Annotated in this window: 18 protein-coding genes; 5 read left to right on the forward strand and 13 right to left on the reverse strand. The window is 65.4% G+C overall.

Annotated features, from left to right (window positions below; all coding sequences use genetic code 11):
• Nucleotides 1-19: 19 nt before the first annotated feature.
• Nucleotides 20-715, reverse strand: a complete 696-nt coding sequence (locus tag BT115_RS13515) for a hypothetical protein (protein WP_072323079.1) — start codon at nt 713-715, stop codon at nt 20-22.
• Nucleotides 716-1893: 1178 nt separating this feature from the next.
• Here BT115_RS13515 and BT115_RS13525 point away from each other — a divergent pair.
• Together BT115_RS13525 and BT115_RS13530 are read left to right on the forward strand one after the other, a co-directional pair.
• Nucleotides 1894-2349, forward strand: coding sequence for a carboxymuconolactone decarboxylase family protein (locus BT115_RS13525; RefSeq protein ID WP_072323081.1), 456 nt, complete (start codon nt 1894-1896; stop codon nt 2347-2349).
• Nucleotides 2350-2469: 120 nt separating this feature from the next.
• Nucleotides 2470-2682 (forward strand): DUF3606 domain-containing protein, encoded by a 213-nt coding sequence (locus BT115_RS13530; protein ID WP_072323082.1) that lies wholly within the window; start codon nt 2470-2472, stop codon nt 2680-2682.
• Between the two features lie 39 nt (nt 2683-2721).
• On the opposite strand, the gene BT115_RS18475 is transcribed toward BT115_RS13530, so the two are convergent.
• The 3 genes from BT115_RS18475 to BT115_RS13535 form a co-directional block, all read right to left on the reverse strand.
• Nucleotides 2722-2940: a hypothetical protein gene (locus tag BT115_RS18475; RefSeq protein WP_143144561.1), complete on the reverse strand. Its 219-nt coding sequence runs from the start codon at nt 2938-2940 to the stop codon at nt 2722-2724.
• A gap of 319 nt (nt 2941-3259) precedes the next feature.
• Nucleotides 3260-3406, reverse strand: a complete 147-nt coding sequence (locus BT115_RS18670; RefSeq protein WP_177257417.1) for a hypothetical protein — start codon at nt 3404-3406, stop codon at nt 3260-3262.
• An 83-nt stretch (nt 3407-3489) separates the two neighbouring features.
• Nucleotides 3490-3780, reverse strand: a complete 291-nt coding sequence (locus tag BT115_RS13535; RefSeq protein WP_072323083.1) for a hypothetical protein — start codon at nt 3778-3780, stop codon at nt 3490-3492.
• Nucleotides 3781-4091: 311 nt separating this feature from the next.
• Between BT115_RS13535 and BT115_RS13540 the strand changes: the two genes are divergently transcribed.
• Complete coding sequence (locus BT115_RS13540; RefSeq protein ID WP_072323084.1) at nt 4092-4745, forward strand: response regulator; 654 nt, start codon at nt 4092-4094, stop codon at nt 4743-4745.
• A gap of 134 nt (nt 4746-4879) precedes the next feature.
• On the opposite strand, the gene BT115_RS13545 is transcribed toward BT115_RS13540, so the two are convergent.
• Nucleotides 4880-8302: an Rne/Rng family ribonuclease gene (locus BT115_RS13545; RefSeq protein ID WP_083527484.1), complete on the reverse strand. Its 3423-nt coding sequence runs from the start codon at nt 8300-8302 to the stop codon at nt 4880-4882.
• A 442-nt stretch (nt 8303-8744) separates the two neighbouring features.
• On the opposite strand from BT115_RS13545, the gene BT115_RS13550 reads away from it, so the two are divergent.
• Nucleotides 8745-9599 (forward strand): RluA family pseudouridine synthase, encoded by an 855-nt coding sequence (locus tag BT115_RS13550; RefSeq protein WP_255369436.1) that lies wholly within the window; start codon nt 8745-8747, stop codon nt 9597-9599.
• 4 nt (nt 9600-9603) lie between these two features.
• On the opposite strand, the gene BT115_RS13555 is transcribed toward BT115_RS13550, so the two are convergent.
• Together BT115_RS13555 and BT115_RS13560 are read right to left on the reverse strand one after the other, a co-directional pair.
• Nucleotides 9604-11058 carry a CPBP family intramembrane glutamic endopeptidase gene (locus tag BT115_RS13555; RefSeq protein ID WP_072323087.1) on the reverse strand — a complete coding sequence of 485 codons (1455 nt, stop codon included), beginning with the start codon at nt 11056-11058 and terminating at the stop codon, nt 9604-9606.
• A 1-nt stretch (nt 11059) separates the two neighbouring features.
• Nucleotides 11060-11401 carry a 4a-hydroxytetrahydrobiopterin dehydratase gene (locus BT115_RS13560; RefSeq protein ID WP_072323088.1) on the reverse strand — a complete coding sequence of 114 codons (342 nt, stop codon included), beginning with the start codon at nt 11399-11401 and terminating at the stop codon, nt 11060-11062.
• A gap of 138 nt (nt 11402-11539) precedes the next feature.
• Here BT115_RS13560 and BT115_RS13565 point away from each other — a divergent pair, with 138 nt between their 5' ends.
• Nucleotides 11540-12133, forward strand: a complete 594-nt coding sequence (locus tag BT115_RS13565; protein WP_072323089.1) for an NfuA family Fe-S biogenesis protein — start codon at nt 11540-11542, stop codon at nt 12131-12133.
• A gap of 245 nt (nt 12134-12378) precedes the next feature.
• Here the strand turns inward: BT115_RS13565 and BT115_RS13570 are convergent, their stop codons facing one another.
• The 6 genes from BT115_RS13570 to BT115_RS13595 all read right to left on the reverse strand — a co-directional run bounded on the left by BT115_RS13570 (nt 12379) and on the right by BT115_RS13595 (nt 17049).
• Entirely contained in the window at nt 12379-12729 is a 351-nt protein-coding gene (locus tag BT115_RS13570) for a c-type cytochrome (RefSeq protein ID WP_072323090.1), read from the reverse strand.
• A gap of 17 nt (nt 12730-12746) precedes the next feature.
• Entirely contained in the window at nt 12747-13067 is a 321-nt protein-coding gene (locus BT115_RS13575) for a c-type cytochrome (RefSeq protein WP_072323091.1), read from the reverse strand.
• 106 nt (nt 13068-13173) lie between these two features.
• On the reverse strand, nt 13174-14409 hold the full coding sequence (locus BT115_RS13580; protein WP_255369423.1) for a TraB/GumN family protein: 1236 nt from the start codon (nt 14407-14409) through the stop codon (nt 13174-13176).
• Nucleotides 14410-14484: 75 nt separating this feature from the next.
• Nucleotides 14485-15375 (reverse strand): carbon-nitrogen hydrolase, encoded by an 891-nt coding sequence (locus tag BT115_RS13585; protein WP_072323092.1) that lies wholly within the window; start codon nt 15373-15375, stop codon nt 14485-14487.
• 40 nt (nt 15376-15415) lie between these two features.
• Nucleotides 15416-16453 carry an agmatine deiminase family protein gene (locus BT115_RS13590; RefSeq protein ID WP_072323093.1) on the reverse strand — a complete coding sequence of 346 codons (1038 nt, stop codon included), beginning with the start codon at nt 16451-16453 and terminating at the stop codon, nt 15416-15418.
• 254 nt (nt 16454-16707) lie between these two features.
• Nucleotides 16708-17049 (reverse strand): hypothetical protein, encoded by a 342-nt coding sequence (locus BT115_RS13595; RefSeq protein WP_072323094.1) that lies wholly within the window; start codon nt 17047-17049, stop codon nt 16708-16710.
• Nucleotides 17050-17222 lie beyond the last annotated feature (173 nt).

Consider the following 17222-nt stretch of genomic DNA (forward strand, 5'->3'; position numbering starts at 1 on the left):
GCAAGGACTACCAACGCACCTAGCGAACGCTCTTCGTCACCTTGCCCGATGCATCCAGCAGGTCGATGCTCGGGGTGCCGTCGTCGGCGACCCCCAGCTTCATCCGTGGACGCCCCTGCGGGTCGCCGAGAATCAGCGCTACGCTCCCATCCGTCGCACGTCCCAGCCAGGCCCGCTGAGCCCGCCCGATACCCGCCTTCTTCGCCGCGGCGTCGACGTCGGGACCGGGCTTCATGTCGCGAAGACGAAGGATGGCCGGAATGTCCATCGTCTCCTCCGGTCGGTCGGTAATCGCGATGCCGACCCTGCGTTCCGTGCCGTTCTCCTCGCTGACCAGCTGCAACGTCTGGTCCTGCATGTAGCGGTCGAAGCTCAGCTGCCCGCCGTTGGTGCGCTTGCCGTCCTTCATGCCGCCGTTGAAGACCAGGCCGCCGTTTTCGATGCCTTCGTCGTTGTAGAAGATCATTCCCGCCTCGGGCCGGTTGGGGTGCGGATACTCCTTTTTCTCGTAGACGATGCCGGGCACCTGCGCGTGGTTGGAGATGGTCATGCGCAGCGTGCCGTCCGGCTCCCTGACGTTTATCCGCTGCACGTCGATGGTGGTGAATGTCCCGGCGGGTGCGGGCGAGGCCATGGCCGTCAGGCCGAGCCAGGCGGCGGCCAGGGTCATCACGGCGGCATAGCCGCCGAGAGCGTGCGAAACGGTAACGCGCATGGGGTTCTCCTGTTCGCGGGACGGTGTCGGCAGACAGTATGAGCCCGCGGGGGATGTCCCGGACCACGTTCACGAAGCTCCACGGGGCCGACGCACCCGACGCCGCGCCGGAAGAACCTAACAAAAAAAGAGGTGTGCGTAGGTAGCCCCGTCCCCACAAAAAACCCCGCCTAGGCGGGGTTTTGTCACTCCTGCTGTTCGCCGTTGGCGGTATCTTGCTTCCGCTTAGCGGATTTCGCGTACCCATATCCGCTGAACCCACCGGCTCCAAACAGAACTAATCCCTTGATGATCTCTATGGCGATCTGGTCTTTCCCGTAAGCGATCGCAACGCAAATAATGATCGCAAGGACTATCCCGGCATACAGAGATCCTTCTTCGTCTGCCTCTGTACAGATATTTCATCCTTCCGATCGTCAGCTTGGCAAACACGTCGTTTGCAATCGCGACCTTCACATTACCGCGTGTTTTTCGTCACGGCTGATTGGGAAGGCTTGCGCCTCACCGGTCAGGAAAACCACACGGAGAAGGGTGGAAGATCACTATGCTGCAACTTAATCCGCCGCTGCCACTCAACACCCCGAAGGGTGAGGGCTTCGCACACTTTCTGATCGACTATGGTCCCGAGTCGGATCTGTACTGGACGGTCTTCATTACAGAGACAGGCGAGATTTGGACGTTCGCGAATCGAGAGGTGCGCGCGTCGAAGAACATTACGCTTGGCCGCACGTCACCGTCGCAACCGCGCCCTCCGGTTCGGCGCGTCGATACCGCGGAGAAGAGGGGAGAGCGCGCAGTAGTGCCCTTGGGTTCGAAAGACGCGTGAGCGTGCGCTCGATCGAGCCACCATTCGCACTATAGGAGTCGCCTACCCAGGCTACCTGGCGGGTGCACATTAATCGTTCCCAGTAAGGCCTTCTGGGGGGGGGCGCTTACCAGTAGGCGTAGCGTGGATTGCACCACTCAGGTCTGCGAATGCGATCCGCTGATGTGGCGGATATATCGTCATCTACGAGCGCCCTTGGGGGCTTATTCGAGCGCCGACTATTGATCTGACGGTCTGTCGACAGGCCCATCGGAATTGTCGTGCTGTGTCACAGAGCAAGCGACCCAAACGTCTAGGCATTAGCGACCGACACGTTGTCGGTCATCGTCTGGACGATCAAAGGGCTCTCGACATGAATCGCGCTAACTGGTTTACCGCCTCTCCCGAAGGCGCCAAGGCATTGACCGGCTTGCACCACTTCGTAACGACAGGCACTGCGCTGCCGCCGAAGCTGGTCCATCTGGTGTTCCTGCGTGTTTCGCAGATCAATGGGTGCGCTCACTGCATCGACCTCCACACGCGAGATCTCATCAAGACCGGTATGTCAGTGGACACCGTCGTGCTCGTACCCGTCTGGCACGAGGTCACCCACCTGTTCACGGAGCAGGAGCGAGCGGCCCTCGCGTGGGCCGAAGAGGTTACTGAAGTCAGTGAGACGCACGCTTCCGACGAGGCCTACGCGAAAGCGTCCGCGATATTCAGCGAGAAGGATCTGGTAGACCTCACGCTCACGATTGCCGCCATGAACGCCATCAATCGCATGGGCATCAGTTTTCGTTTGAAGCCTCGCGCCAAGGCAAATGTCTGAGGGCCCATCGTCTTTCCTGCGCGGAATCTGCTTTCAGGACCTGCACGCGTTTCAAGGTAAATCTTGACCCGCGCTCCACGCATTTCGGTCCAGGCTGAACGTGCAATCGAGGAGAGGCTTATGAGTGACGACAAAAGCGAGCGCGGGCCTGCTGATGCGCAGCGGATCAATGTGCATGAGCCGTATGAAGTCAGCTATTGGACCGGAGCGCTCGGCGTGTCGGAGGCGCGGCTGCGTGAGGTGGTCGCAGAAGTCGGGGTGATGGCAGACGACGTGCGTCGTGCGCTCGATGAGCGCGGAATCGACGGGGCACGCCCCGCCGCACGCCGTTGAGTCATCCTCGCCGGATAATGGCGAGTTCCGCGATCGTCGTTATCGCGCGGTAGAAGCGGGGTGAGGCGCACCTACCTTTGCGGCGCAGGCGGCTCGATTCAGCGCGCGGTCCGCATCGCTGTCGCCGCTGCGAGCGAGCCGGGTGAGGCAGGTCTCGTAGGTTTCCGGTTTGGGCCGCGTCGCGTAGTACGCCACACCTACCGCAACTGCCAAGGCGAGTGCTATCCAGGGAAGGCTATCGTAGAGAGTCTTGGGCATGATGATGTCGCGGTTGCAGCGCGGTCATTATAGTCCGGCGGCCATGTGCAGACGATCTAGCTGAGGACTTCACGCCGTTCCGATGCGGCAGCGAAGAGCCTTGGCGAATCGCGGAGTTTTGGGGAGGACGTTATGGCTACGACTTCATCGAGTTCACATACCAGCACCATAGGCGCGCTGGCAGCTGGACAGCTTCTCGCCAAGGCGGCCGGTGGGCGATGGGGCCCGGCGATCCTGATACTCGCCGGCATCGTGTTGCTCCGGAAGGGCGCCGCCGCGAGGGCGGCGCGACGAGTCAGAGCGGGCTTGCCGCGATAAATCACTTCTTCTGGTGATTGTCCTCGCCGGTATCGTCCAGCGGATCGCCGGACGCATCGGTCGGTGGCTGTTCCGTCGGACCGCGGCGATCTTTCGGCGGATCGTTCTGACCCGGATGCTGCGGCGGGCGGTTTTTCTCATTGGCCATGCGATATCTCCTCTCAGTGGAGGATTTACGATGGCGGTCATCGACTGACGATGACGTCGTCGCGATGTGAGAAGAGCGTAGCCTCAGTGAGCCGTGTTCTTTCGACCAACGCCAGCAACAGACGGGGGCGGAAGGCCAATACGTACAGGCGTTTCCGCCTGAGTTGCCTGGTCCGTCAACAGCGGTGTCACGATCGCCATCCATCCTTCAGCGAACGATCGAATGTCGCGAGGACGGCGTTCCGGCATATAGCTCGCCATGGCCTTCGAAAGCGCGGCCGCAAGGATTGCGGGTTCGGGATGCGTCGAAATGGCGGCCTCGAGTGCCGATTCGAGCGCCGCGAGCTTTCCGAGGAGATAGGTGCGGTCATCCATGATGTGTCCTTGCATGGTCCTTGACTGGGGTCGCCTGAACGGCGGCCGTGATTCCTGTGCGCGGCAGCGATGCATCGCGACGCGCGTTCGAACCGCTAGGGCATCGCCTACGCGGGATTGCGGCCGACGATGACATGATCATCCGGCCTTGTCACCTCGCGCGCCACGGAAATACCGCTACATAACGAGGCGCCGGGCCACGATGATACCCGCACGCTGGTTGTCTCGCCTGCACATCTGGCATTGTATGCATTCGCAGGCGGCGCCGGTTTACCGTGCGCCTAGAACAGTCGGCCCAGGGAGGGCACTTGATGATTAATGTCGTATTGGTCGACGACCATGAACTGGTCAGGACCGGCTTTCGGATGATCCTGCAACAGCAGGCCGATATCCGGATCAGGGGAGAGGCGAGCTCAGCGGAGGAGGGCCTGCGCCTGATTCGCTCGCATTCACCGGACATCGCGCTCGTCGATGTCCACATGCCCGGAATGAGCGGCGTGGAGCTTACCGAGCGCATCATTCGTGCGAAATTGCGCACGAATATCGTCATTCTCACCGTTGTCGACGATGCGCGGTTTCCGAAGCGTCTGCTCGATGCCGGTGCGCTGGGATACCTCACGAAGGGGTGTTCGGCAGACGAATTGCTTAGTGCGGTGCGCCAGGTGGCATCGGGACGCCGTTATCTGGCGCCGACGGTGGCGCAGCAGTTGGCGCTCGCCACGCTCGATGGCTCGGATTCCCCGTTCGATACGTTGTCCACGCGCGAGATGGAAGTTTCGATGATGCTGGTCCGCGGCATGCCGCTGACTTCGATCGGCGAGCGGCTCAATCTCAGCCCGAAGACCGTCTCGACCTACAAGCAGCGGTTGATGGAGAAGCTTCACGTCGAGCACGTGGTGGGCCTTGCTCATCTCATGACGGTCCACGGCCTGCTGGACACGCATAACCATCAGGTCGGCAATTGACGGATCGATAACGCGAGAAGAAGAACAAAAAAACGCCGGGCTAACCCGGCGTTTTTTTGACTCGTTTGTGTGCCGCGGCATGCTGACTTGAGAAGAGCCTGAAACTCTTCTCAAATCGATGCCTTGGTCTCGTCTCACTGCTCGCCGTGCGGTTCTTGGCGAGGGCGGGTGAGCAGGTCGCCCTGGGCGGGGGTGGACGCCGGCTTGGCCGCCTCGACGTGCGAGACCGGCGAGACGTTGGACGCGTCCGGCGACTTCGGCGTGACCGGCGCCGACGCAGGCGTCGACTTGGGTGCGGACGTGGCAGATGCCGCCGTCTCGTCGGCATCCTCGCCCGCCGCCGTCGAAGTCTCGGCAGACGAGGACGCAGGGGCCGACGCCGGGAGGGCTTCGGACGCAGAGGTCTGCGCTACGGAGGAGCTTACCGGTGAGGCTACTGGCGACGGGGCGACGACAGGCTCGACCTGCTGACGCGCCGCCTTGGCGTTATCGTCGCTGCTCGGGCTATCGGTGGCTTCCGGCAACAGACCGCGGGCGGGCGTGTCGAGCGAGGACACCACTTCCGTCGTGGCCTCCTTGGGAGCCTGTTCAGCCTCGGCTGCCGCAGGCGCAACCGCCGACGTGGTCGCGGCGATCACGACGGGCTCGTGCTTCGCCTCAGCGATCGGTTCGGCGGCGGGTGCCTCGGGTGCCTTTACTTCCGCGTGGGCGACGCGGGTCGGCGTCGCTGCCGGCACGGGTGCCGAGCCACTGACCGGTGCGCTCTTCAACGGCGCATCGGATTCCGTCTGGCGGCGTTCCGTGGTGCGGCTATCGGCCGAATCCGCGGGCGTGGTCGCTTCCGCCGTCACCGCATGCGACGTCGTGGAGGCGCTGGTACCGGGAATCGGCGGGAGCTTGGGCAAGGAGGGCAGCGTCAGTGCCGAGGGTACGGCCTCGTCGTCGGCAGGCTCGCCGGGCTGGGTTGCCATGACGCCGACCGGGGCCTCGACCGCGAAGGCGTTCTCGGCAGCGGCGGCGGTGTCCAGCATCGGCGGGACGCTCGGGCTGTCGCGGCCGGTGTCGACGGATGCATCGTCCTCACCGTCCTCGTCGTCCAGATCGTCGGCAGTGTTGCTGCCTTCCGCCATGGTGCCAGCTGCGGCACCGTCTTCCTGGCGACGGCGGCGGCGGCCGCCACGACGACCGCGGCGACGACGCTGGCCGCCTTCCGTGTCCTTGTCCTTCGCGCCGTCCGTACCCGGGGTGGCGCTCGCGTCCGCAGCGATCATGGCCTCGGCATCGGCCAACGATGCCTCGGTGACCGCCAACGTGGCGTCCTCGGGCTTCACGGCGGGGGCGGCAGGCTTCTCGGACGGTGCGCGGGGTGCCGGTGCAACGATCGGCGCGGTGCCGGCTGCGACGGCGGCCGTATTCGCTACGGCCTTGTCGGCCTTCTCGCCCTGCGGCTGGCGCTCGCCACGGGGCTGCTGCTGGCGACGGTTCTCACCCTGCGCGGCCTGCTCCTGGCGGGGCTGGCGACCGCCCTGTGCCTGCGGATCCTTCTGCCGACCCTGCTGCTTTTCGTCGTTCTGGCGGCCCTGACCCTGTTCGCCGCGGCCCTGCTGCTTGTTGCCACCCTTCGGCTGCTGGCCGCGGGCCTGCTGCTGCGTGTTGTCCTTGCGCTGGCCCTGCTGCGCGCGCTGCTCGCCGCCCTTGCCGCGGCCTTCGTTGCCACGACGCTCGTCGCGGCGACCATTGCGCTCGTTGCGGTCGTTACGGCCACCCTGGCGGTTTTCATCACGGCGGGTGGGGGCGGCAGGCTGAGCGACCGGTGCGGCCGGCGTACCGCCGCCGAACAGGCTACCGAACAGGCGGGAGAAGAACCCACCGCCGGACGGAGCCGCTGCCGGAGCGGGAGCCGCCGTGCGAGACGGTGCCGGCGCAACCACGGTTTCGTTGTCGTCGTCGCGCAGCGGCGCGGGCGTGGACGGAACCACGCCGGTCACCAACGGCTGCTCGCCGCTGCCCAGGGCCTGGCCCATCTTCGGCAGCGCCGTGGCGATGGCCGGGGTGGTGCGCTCATAGCTGGGCTTGCTGTGCTCGCCCATGTCCGCTTCGCGGATACGGGTGATCTCCAGGTGCGGCGTTTCCAGTTTGTCGTCGGCCACGACCACGACGTGGACGCTGTGGCGAAGCTCGATCTCGACGATGCTGGCGCGCTTTTCGTTGAGCATGAAGTTGGCGACCGAAGGCGGCGCCTGCACCAGGACCTGCCCGGTGTTTTCCTTCATCGCGTGCTCTTCGATCAGGCGCAGGGTCGACAGCGCCAGCGATTCCACGCTGCGGATGTGGCCGTGACCTTCGCAACGCGGGCACACGATCTGCGTGGCCTCACCCAGGCTCGGGCGCAGGCGTTGACGCGACATTTCGAGCAGGCCGAAGCGGGAGATGCGGCCGATCTGGACGCGCGCACGGTCGGCCTTGAGGGCCTCTTTCAGGCGCTCTTCCACTTCGCGCTGGTGGCGCGGGCTGTCCATGTCGATGAAATCGATGACGATCAGGCCGCCGGCGTCGCGGATGCGCAACTGGCGGGCGATTTCCGTCGCCGCTTCGAGGTTGGTGTTGAACGCCGTTTCCTCGATGTCGCTGCCCTTGGTGGCCTTCGACGAGTTGATGTCGATGGCGGTCAGCGCTTCGGTCTGGTCGATGACGATCGAGCCACCGGACGGCAGGCGGACGTTCCGCTCGAAGATGCTCTCGATCTGGGTTTCGATCTGGTAGCGCGAGAACAGCGGGGTGGGGTCCTGGTACAGCTTGAGCTTGCGCAGGTTGTTCGGCATCACCTGCTGCACGAAATCGCGGGCGTCGTTGAACAGCGACTCCTCGTCGATCAGGATTTCGCCGATGTCGTTGCGCAGGTAGTCACGCAGGGCGCGGATGAACAGCTTCGACTCCTGATAGATCAGGAACGGCGCCTTCTGCGAGTTGGCGGCAGAGGAAATCGACTTCCAGAGCTGCAGCAGGTAATCGAGATCCCACTGGAGTTCCTCGGCGTCGCGGCCCATGCCGGCAGTACGCACGATAAGGCCCATCTCGTCGGGCACCTGAAGGTGCTCCATCGCTTCCTTGAGCGCCTGCCGATCCTCGCCCTCGATGCGGCGCGAGACGCCGCCGGCACGGGGGTTGTTCGGCATCAGCACCATGTAGCGGCCGGCCAGGCTGATGAACGTGGTGAGGGCGGCGCCCTTGTTGCCGCGTTCTTCCTTCTCGACCTGGACGATGATTTCCTGGCCTTCCTTCAACAGCTCACGGATGTTGGATTTGCCTTCCGCGTTCGGGTTGAAGTACTCGCGGGCTACTTCCTTCAGGGGGAGGAAGCCGTGGCGTTCGGCGCCGTAGTCGACGAAACAGGCTTCGAGGGAGGGCTCGACGCGGGTGATGCGGCCCTTGTAGATGTTGGCTTTCTTCTGTTCCCGGGACGGGATTTCGATATCGAGGTCGTACAGGTTCTGACCATCGACGATGGCCACACGCAACTCTTCGCGCTGAGTCGCGTTGATCAACATACGCTTCATTGTGGGTTCCTCGGCCTTGCCGCGCGGCCGCGCGCCGCGGTGGCGCCAAGTGGCGGCCTGCCGGGGATCGCGCCGCAGCGGTGAGGCTTCAAGCGGCATGGGATCCGGGACCGATACCTGGACCCGGCGTGATTCGTGAATAAGCGCCTTGCAACCGGTCCGCGTCCCTACGGATTAGCCGGACAACCGCAACCCGAACCGCTACGATGTGGGGTGTCTTCGCCTTTCGCCCCCTCGGACGAAATGGCGCGGCACTCGCCTTACGTGGCGGCACCGGCACCCCGCGAGAGATGAGTCTTCAGCGGAGCCTGGCGCTCGGCGAGTATCCTATCAAATTCGAGTTTTATCAATGCAGACGGCAACTTCCCTCGACAGCGGCCAAGGTGTACGGCTGGTCGACATCGGTCCCGAGAGGGATGGCCAGCGCGTGGACAACGCCCTCATGACCCTCTTGAAGGGGGTGCCGCGCAGCCTGGTCTATCGCCTGCTGAGAACGGGGCAGGTGCGCATCAACGGCAAGCGCGCCAAGCCGGAAACCCGGCTGGCGGATGGCGATATCTTGCGCATCCCGCCGGTCCGCGTCGCGGAGCGGGAAGAGGGCGTGGCGCCCTCGGGCATGGTCAAGGCCGTCGCCGACGCCGTGATCTTCGAGGACAAGCACTTCCTGGTGATCGACAAGCCGGTTGGCATCGCAGCCCATGGCGGCAGCGGCGTCAGCCACGGCGCCATCGAGCTGCTTCGGGCGGCCCGTCCCAACGAGCACCTCGAGCTGGTCCACCGGCTGGATCGCGACACCAGTGGTGTCCTCGTCCTGGCGCGTTCGCGGCCGGGACTGACGGGGCTGCAGGCTCTCATCCGTGAGAACCAGGTCACCAAGCAGTACCTGTGCCTGATGACCGGCACCCCGCGCAAGGCGAAGTTCGACGTGAATGCGCCGCTGCTCAAATCGGTGCTTCACGGTGGCGAACGCATCGTCCGAGTGGACGATGCCGGCAAGCCCTCGCTCACCTTCTTTCAGGAACTGGAGCAATACCCCGGAGCCCGCCTCATGCAGGCCACCCTGGGTACCGGTCGCACCCACCAGATCCGTGTGCACGCGCAATACATCGGGCATCCGCTCGCTGGCGATCCGAAATACGGCGACGAGGAAGCCAACAAGCGCTTCCGCGCCAAAGGCTTGAAGCGCATGTTCCTGCATGCGTCGAGGATGAGCTTCGACCTCGGTGGTCGCAATTACGATTTTTCGGTGCCGTTGCCCGACGATCTGAAGGTTTTTCTCGACAATCTGCGCGGTTGATCGTTCAGGTCAGGAACCGGGCGCTGACTTCGAGCGATCGCAGCAGTCCTCCGGCCAGGCCAGCTTGCAGCACGACCGCGCTTGCGGCGTGCGCGACGGCGACGGGCAGCAGCGACCGGTGGTGGAGATACCACCACGCCCAGCCGAGTTCCGCGACGAAGCAAAGCTGCATGAGCAGGCCATTGGGTGTGTGCAGGAGCGCGAAGGCAAAGGCCGTCAGGAGCACGGCCCAGGGCCGTGATAGCGCTCGCGCCAGCAGGCCGCCCACCACCGCCAGTAGCAACCATTGCTGGAACGTGGCCCAGGCGACGTACGCGGCCAGGTGTCCGAACGACGGCCAGCTTGGCTTATGCCCTGCAAACAAGGCCAGCCCCAGCGCGACGGCCACGGCGGCGAACGGCCAGGCGGTTCCGCTTCCGCGCGCGAGCCAGCGCCGCGGCGGCAGGCGCCGGGAAAGCGCAAGGAAGATCGCGTAACCCACGCCACCCGCGAACAAGGCAACCCGTTCCGGTGCGACCCGCACGCCGAAGTCGAGGCTGGCGATGAACCACACAGGCCCAGCCACGACGAGGCTGGCGTGCAGCACGTCCGTCAGTCGGGGGCCAAGACCGAAAAGCCCCGTAGTCGGAATGGGCTTCACCGCATAGGGGCGTCGGCTTCTCAGTGTTGCGAGCGCCATCACGACGAGCAGCAGCAGGTAGACCGCCGACGGCAGCCAGGCTCGCCACGGTGGCTGCACCGGCGAGAGCGATGCATTCCCGAAGGTCACCAGCGGGTCCGCGGCGCGGAGATTGTCGCGCCAGGCGAGCAGACCTTCGGCGGACAGCCCGGCCGGCAAGGCGTCCGTTGGCGGTTCGATGGCGCCGGACGGTGGGCGAAGTTCGGCGCGATCGAGCACCAGCGTGGCGCCAGCGGGAAGCACGACGTCGATCCGCAGCATGGCCGCTCGCATGGGGTAGGCGGCGGCGTGGCCGAGGGCATCGGTCCAGGCCAGATCCCTCAGTCGCAGCGGTGCGGCGAGGCGGTCAGGCGTCAGCACGCCGAGGTTCGACTTGACGAGGGGGCCTGCCAGCGTTTCCCTGACGCTCACGCCATAGGTTCCCACGGCGCTTGCACGGGCCCCCAGCACGAGCGTATCGAGGCGACCGAGATCCGTGGGGCGGGTCAAAGGCAGGCCGATCTGGAACGGCGAGCCGTCCACCGCCCTGACCACAAGGCCGTCGTCGCGGGACTCAAGAGCACCTTGACCGAAAACCCGGCCAGCGACGATGTCGTCGGGTTCGCGAAACCGCCACGACCAAGGCGATCCGCCAGACGCATACGCGGCGCGCTCCGCCGCGCTGCTTGTCGCGATGCCATCTCGAACGACCAGGGCCGCCCATCGGGGCAGGGCGAGCAGCATCGCAAGACCCACGAGGGTCGCCGCCAGCAGCGTCCAGCGGGAACCCCGCGACGTCACGTCAGCGATCCAGCAAGGCCTCGACGCGTGCGGCGCAGATGAAATCGTTCAGCGAAAGCCCCCCCACGTCGTGAGTCGACCACAGCACCTGGCAATGGCCATACCCGGCTTCGAGGTCCGGGTGATGGTCTTCCTGATTGGCCATGAAGCCCACGGCGTTGATGAAACCGAGGGTGTGGTGAAAGTCGGGGAAGCGGAAATCCTTCACGATGGCCTTGCCGTCGGCGCTCACCGTCCAGCCGGCCAGGTGGGCGAGATGGCCGTCGATGGCGGCGCGATCGAGCGCGTGCTCCGAGCCCTTGCGCGGTTGGCAGTGCTGGGTGGCGAGCGGGGAGAGGGTCATCGTCGGGTGTCCGTCCGGATAAAGCGCGAAGCGTCGCCCGCCCGCGGTTGAATTGTCAAAAGGCGGCGCCCACGTCGAAAGCGTACTAAAATGGTGCTGTTTTCGGCGTTCCCCGGCCGGACCTGTTTCGGAGCCCACATGATCGATATCTCGGAGCGCGCACAGGCGCATTTCCTGCGGCTGCTGTCGCAGCAAGGCGACGACGACCTCGGCATCCGCCTGCGCGTCGTGGATGCGGGCACGCCTTCCGCTCAGTGCGAACTCGAGTTCTGCTCGCGCGCCGAACTTTCCGGCGACGAATGGACCGTGGAATGCGAGGGCTTCAACCTCTACGTCGATGGCGAGAGCATGCGCTGGCTGGATCCCGCGAACATCGACTACGAAACCACGCCCACCGGCAGCCAGCTCAATATCCGCGCACCGCGGATCAAGGGCGAGGCGCCCGGCGAAGGTGCGGGCCTGGTCGAGCGCGTGCAGTTCGTGCTCGCGTCGGAAATTGCACCGCAGATCGCTTCGCACGGCGGTCGCATTTCGTTGGTGGAAGTCACGTCCGATGGCGTGGTGGTGCTGCGCTTCGGCGGCGGGTGCCACGGGTGCGGCATGGTCGACGTCACCTTGAAGAACGGCGTCGAGAAGACCTTGCGCGAGCGCATTCCGGAAGTCACCGAGGTGCGCGATGCCACCGACCACGACACCGGCGACAAGCCGTACTTCGCCCGCGCGGCGGGTTAGTCGCCCGCGTGGCGGATGATTCGTTCCTGTGGACCATGCCCCGTTGTAGGAGCCGCTACAGCGGCGAGGGCAGGTTGCCCTAAGGGTCGGTGATCTGGGCGATGGGAACCTGCTGGTGGGAGCCAGCCTGGTGGCGATGGGAGCTTGTTGCCTTGCCGCTACACCGCTTCGTTGGCTTCTCGCCGCTATAGCGGCTCCCACATGCGCTTCGTTGGCTTTTCGCCGCCATGGCGCCTCCCACAGGCTCAGTCGCCTTGGATGTGATGCTCCAAACCCTGCAGCTTCGTCGGCAGCGACCCGAAGTACGCCGAGATGTCGTCGATGTCCTGATCGGACAGCGTGGAGGCGAAGCCCTTCATGATGGCGTTGTCGCGGCGGCCGTCCTTGTATTCGTGCAGGGCCTGCGCGAGATAGTCGCTGTACTGGCCGGCCAGACGCGGGTACTGCGGGTCGACGGCGTTGCCGTCCTGCCCGTGGCACGCGACGCAGGTGGCGACCTTGGTCTTGCCGCGTGCGGGATCGCCGGCAGCGAAGGACGGGGTGGCGGTCAGCGCGAAGAGCGCGCCGATGGCAATCAGGGAAAACCCACGGGTCATCGTTCGTCCTCGGCGACTTACTTGGCGAGACTGGAAAGGTAGGCGGCGATATCCGCGATTTCCTGGTCGGACATGCTTTGCGCCTGGGCGCCCATCGTCGGGTGCTTGCGCTCGCCGCTCTTGTAGGCCTTCAGCGCGTTGACGATGTACTGCTCGTTCTGACCCGCGATGTGCGGCACGTGGTAATCGGGGTACGCATTGGCGTAGCCCGGCACGCCATGGCACCCATTGCAGGTATAGACCAGCGTCCGGCCCCTGGCTTTGTCCCCTTCGGCATGCGCGGCGGATGCGGCGCACAGAGCTACAGCGATCAGTCCAACCAGATGCAGACGCTTCATTAAGTGTTCCCTGGGTGCCGGGCGGGGCCGGGGTTGAATAGCCGTCGAAGTATAGAGGCGGGTCGCGACAGCGGACAACCGCAGTGGATCGGCGCCGGCCCGGGGGTCAGAAGAGGCTGCGGATGATGTGGACGCCCGCGATGTACTCGCCGGCAATGGTGCCCATGCTGACCAGGAAGAAGTTGAGCAGCGTGCGCGCGACGCGGTTCTTCCACCAGCCGGTCCAGTGGGTGATGTCGTCGCGCAGGCGCTCGAAGTCGAGCACGCGCGGGCGACGGACCCAGGCTTCGGCCATGGCACTCACGGCGCCGGAGGGAATACCCGGCCGGAACGGCTTCAAGGGCCCAGCGACGAACGCGCCCGCAATCGACAGTGGGTGCGCACCGGCGATCAGTGCGCCGAGCGCGGAAAGCCCGCCGGTGAGCAAGATCCAGTTCTTCAGTGCGTCGATGCCGAGGCTGGGGCTGCGGTAGAAGGCGTAGCCGATCGCCGCGAAGATCGCCAGCACCAGGGTGACCGCAAGCACCTTCGGCCACTTCGCGGGAGGTGGCGTCGTTGCGAGTTCGTCGGTGAGAGCGCGTGCATCGTCGTGCTGCTCCGCCAATTCAGTGCTCATGCCTTTCAGGTGTCCGGCGCCGATCACGACGAGCACCTTGCGGCTGGGCGCCGCGGGGTCCATCGCGGCGCCGTGCTCGCGGAGCTTCGCGGCCATGAAGCTGTCACGCTCGGCGATCAGCGCGTGATAAAGCGGCGCGGAACCGCTGGCGAATTCACTGAATGCGCCTTCCAGCAGGTCCGACTGCTTCAGCTTTTCGATGTCTTCCTCGGCGATGTCCTCGCGCTCGAACACACTGCCGAGCATGCCGGCCATGAGGCCGAAGCGCTGGAAGAAGCCCACGCTGCGCCACGCGCGCTTGAGCGTCGTGCCCACCTCGCGATCCACCAGCCATACCGGAACGCCGCGCGCATCCGCGCCGTCCATGGCCGCCTTCATTTCTGCACCGGGCTCGATGCCGTATTGCGCGGCGAGGCGCTTCTGGAACGAACCGAGCACGAGGCTGGCGGCCACCATGCCTGCCTTTCCCTGGCGGATGACCTGGAACAGGTCCATCTGCTTGAACGCTTCGGGATCGCGGATGCCGTGTGCGCGACTGGGACACAACTCCACCGCCACGGCGTCGAAGTGTTCGCTTGCCAGCAAGGCATTCACGGCCTGGACGCTGGCGCGCGAGACATGCGCGGTGCCGAGGATGACGTACTGGACGCCATCGCGCTCCATGCGTTGGATCGGTTGGCCTTCCAGGGCCGTCACGTCGGGGGCGGTCATCTCGTCCGGGAGCATGCAGGGTTTCCAGCGCAGGGGAATGAAACAAGGCGTACGGGCGACAGAGCCCGCACGCCGCGATGCCGCGACGTGTCAGTCACGAAAGCGCTTGGTCAGGTCGCCATAGGCGTCGATGCGGCGATCGCGCAGGAACGGCCAGATGCGGCGGACGTGTTCGCTGCGCTCCATGTCCACCTCGCACAGCAGCAGTTCGCGGCCATCGGTGCCGGCCTGCGCGAGAAATTCGCCCTGCGGCCCCGCGACGAAGCTCGAACCCCAGAACTGGATGCCGCCACCGACCTTCGAGGGATCGGCCTCGTAGCCCGTGCGATTGCACGCGAGCAGGGGCAGGCCGTTGGCGACGGCATGGCCGCGCTGCACGGTGATCCAAGCCTCGCGCTGGCGCGCCTTTTCATCGTCGCTATCGCTCGGATCCCAGCCGATCGCGGTGGGGTAGAACAGCAGGTCCGCGCCGGCCAATGCCATCAAGCGCGCCGCTTCCGGGTACCACTGGTCCCAGCACACGAGCACGCCGAGCTTGCCCACGGAGGTGCTGATGGGCTCGAAGCCGAGGTCGCCCGGGGTGAAGTAGAACTTCTCATAGAAGCCCGGGTCGTCGGGGATGTGCATCTTCCGGTACTTGCCGGCGATGGCGCGCGAGCGATCGAAGACGACGGCGGTGTTGTGGTACAGGCCCGTGGCGCGCTTCTCGAAGATCGATGCGACGACCACCAGTTTCAGTTCCTCGGCGAGCGCGCCGATGCGATCGGTGCCCGGACCGGGAATGGTCTCGGCCAACTCGAACACGTCTACGCTTTCGTGCTGGCAGAAATACGGGCCGTTGTGCAGTTCCTGCAGCAGGACGAGTTCGGCACCGGCCTTGGCCGCCTCGCGCAGGCCGGCCTCGATCGCGTCGAGGTTGGCGTCGCGGCTGCCGCGATCGGTTTCCTGGAGGAGGGCGACCTTGAGGGTCTTACGGGTCATGGACGTTCCTCGCGCGGCACCCGCCGCGCTTGCAAGTGAGTCAGGCGGCAATCGCCGCGGGCAACTGCATGGTGATGCAATGCAGGCTGCCGTTCTGCCAGATCAGTGGACGACACGGTACCTGGACCACCTCGCGGCCCGGATGGGCCAACCCGATGATCCGGGCGGCTTCCGCGTCCACGCGGTCGCCGTAGGCGGGCACCAGCACGGCGCCATTGACGATCAGGTAGTTCGCGTAGGACGCCGCGAGCCGCCTGCCTTCGTCGAGGATCGGCTGCGCCCAGGGCAACGGATGCAGCACGTAGCGCGCGCCTTCCGGCGTACGCAGTTCTGCGAGCTCCGAGGCCATCTGGGCCAGTTCCTCGAAATGCGGATCGCTGGCGTCGTCGCATGCCTGGTAAACGATGCCGCCGTCCTCGGAAAAGCGCGCCAGCGTATCGATGTGGGCGTCGGTGTCGTCGCCTTCAAGGTAGCCGTGCTCGAGCCACAGCACGCGGTCGGCATGCAGCGTGCTCGCCAGCGTGTCGGTCATCGTCTCGCGGGAAAGATCCGGATGACGCTGGTGCAGGCACTTCCACGTGGTGAGGATCGTGCCGCGCCCGTCGCTCTCGATGCCGCCGCCTTCCAGCGCCCAGTCGATGCGCTTGTGCGGCAGGCCGCTCAGTACGCCGCGCTGGAGCAGTCCGGTGATGATCGCGTCGTCCCGTTCCGCGCCGAACTTGCCGCCCCAGCCAGTGAAACGGTAATCGTTGAGCAGCACGCCCGCAGGGCCGGTGAGGGTGATCGGCCCGGAATCGCGCAGCCAGGTGTCGTCGTACGGCAGTTCAATGAAGTGCAGTCGCGACATGTCCGCGCCGGCCTGCTCGATCGCCAGTCGGGCGCGCTCGCGCAGCGCGCCATCGGCAACGATGACATGCAGCGGCTCGAAGCGCGTCACAGCCGCCGCCAGGGCCACATAGGTGGTCTCCACCTCGTCGAGGCGGTCGGCCCAGTCGGTGTCGGCATGGGGCCAGGCGATCAGCACGCCCGCCTGCGGTTCCCATTCGGCGGGCAGACGGTAAGAGGTCGGTTCGGTCATGGCGGCGGGGCGACAGAGGGGAAGCCCGCCATTCTAGCCGACTGCGGGGAACCGCTTCAGCGAGGCAAAGAACAATGTGGGAGCCCAAAGGAGCAAAGGTGCGAGGAGCAAAGGTGGGAGCCACCCTGGTGGCGATAAGCCAACGAAGCGGTGTAGCAGCAAGGCAAGCCCCCATCGCCAGCAGGCTGGCTCCCACCGGCAAGATCCTGTCGCCTCCAGGGCGACTCCCACAGGGCAGGCAGTAACCCGGATGCCTACCTTGGATTCGCGGGGCTGGTGTTGTTACCGGCCGGGGTGTTCAGCACCGTGTGGATCACGTGGCTGCGTTCGAAATAGACGATGTAGCCCGGGTACATCCAGCGGTTGATCACCGGCTGGTTGCGGCTGCCGCCGCCACGTGCATCGAGTTTCGCCGTGGGCTGGCCGAAGCGCCGCTCCACCTCGGCCATGCTCATGCCCTTGCGGGGCAGGTTCATGGATTGCTCCTGCTGCACGCGCTGCATGAGCAGCGTGTCTCCGGCGACGGCGGACGAGGCCATGGAGGCCGACACGAGCGCCAGCGCGATCGCGATAAGAACAGGCTTGAAGGTCTTCATGATGACTCCGTCGCGCTCCCCATGCGGCGCAGGACGCCGTTGTAACAGATCGTCCCAGGGCACGCCATGGGCGGCTCGCGACGGATCGCCCACCTGTGGCCTGCGTCGCGTTTCGCGGACGGCAGCGGCCGGGGCGGCTATCATGCGCAGTCGCCTCCCGCTGTTGTCGCCCA

Source organism: Luteibacter sp. UNCMF366Tsu5.1 (assembly GCF_900119235.1).
Taxonomy (GTDB): Bacteria; Pseudomonadota; Gammaproteobacteria; order Xanthomonadales; family Rhodanobacteraceae; genus Luteibacter; species Luteibacter flocculans.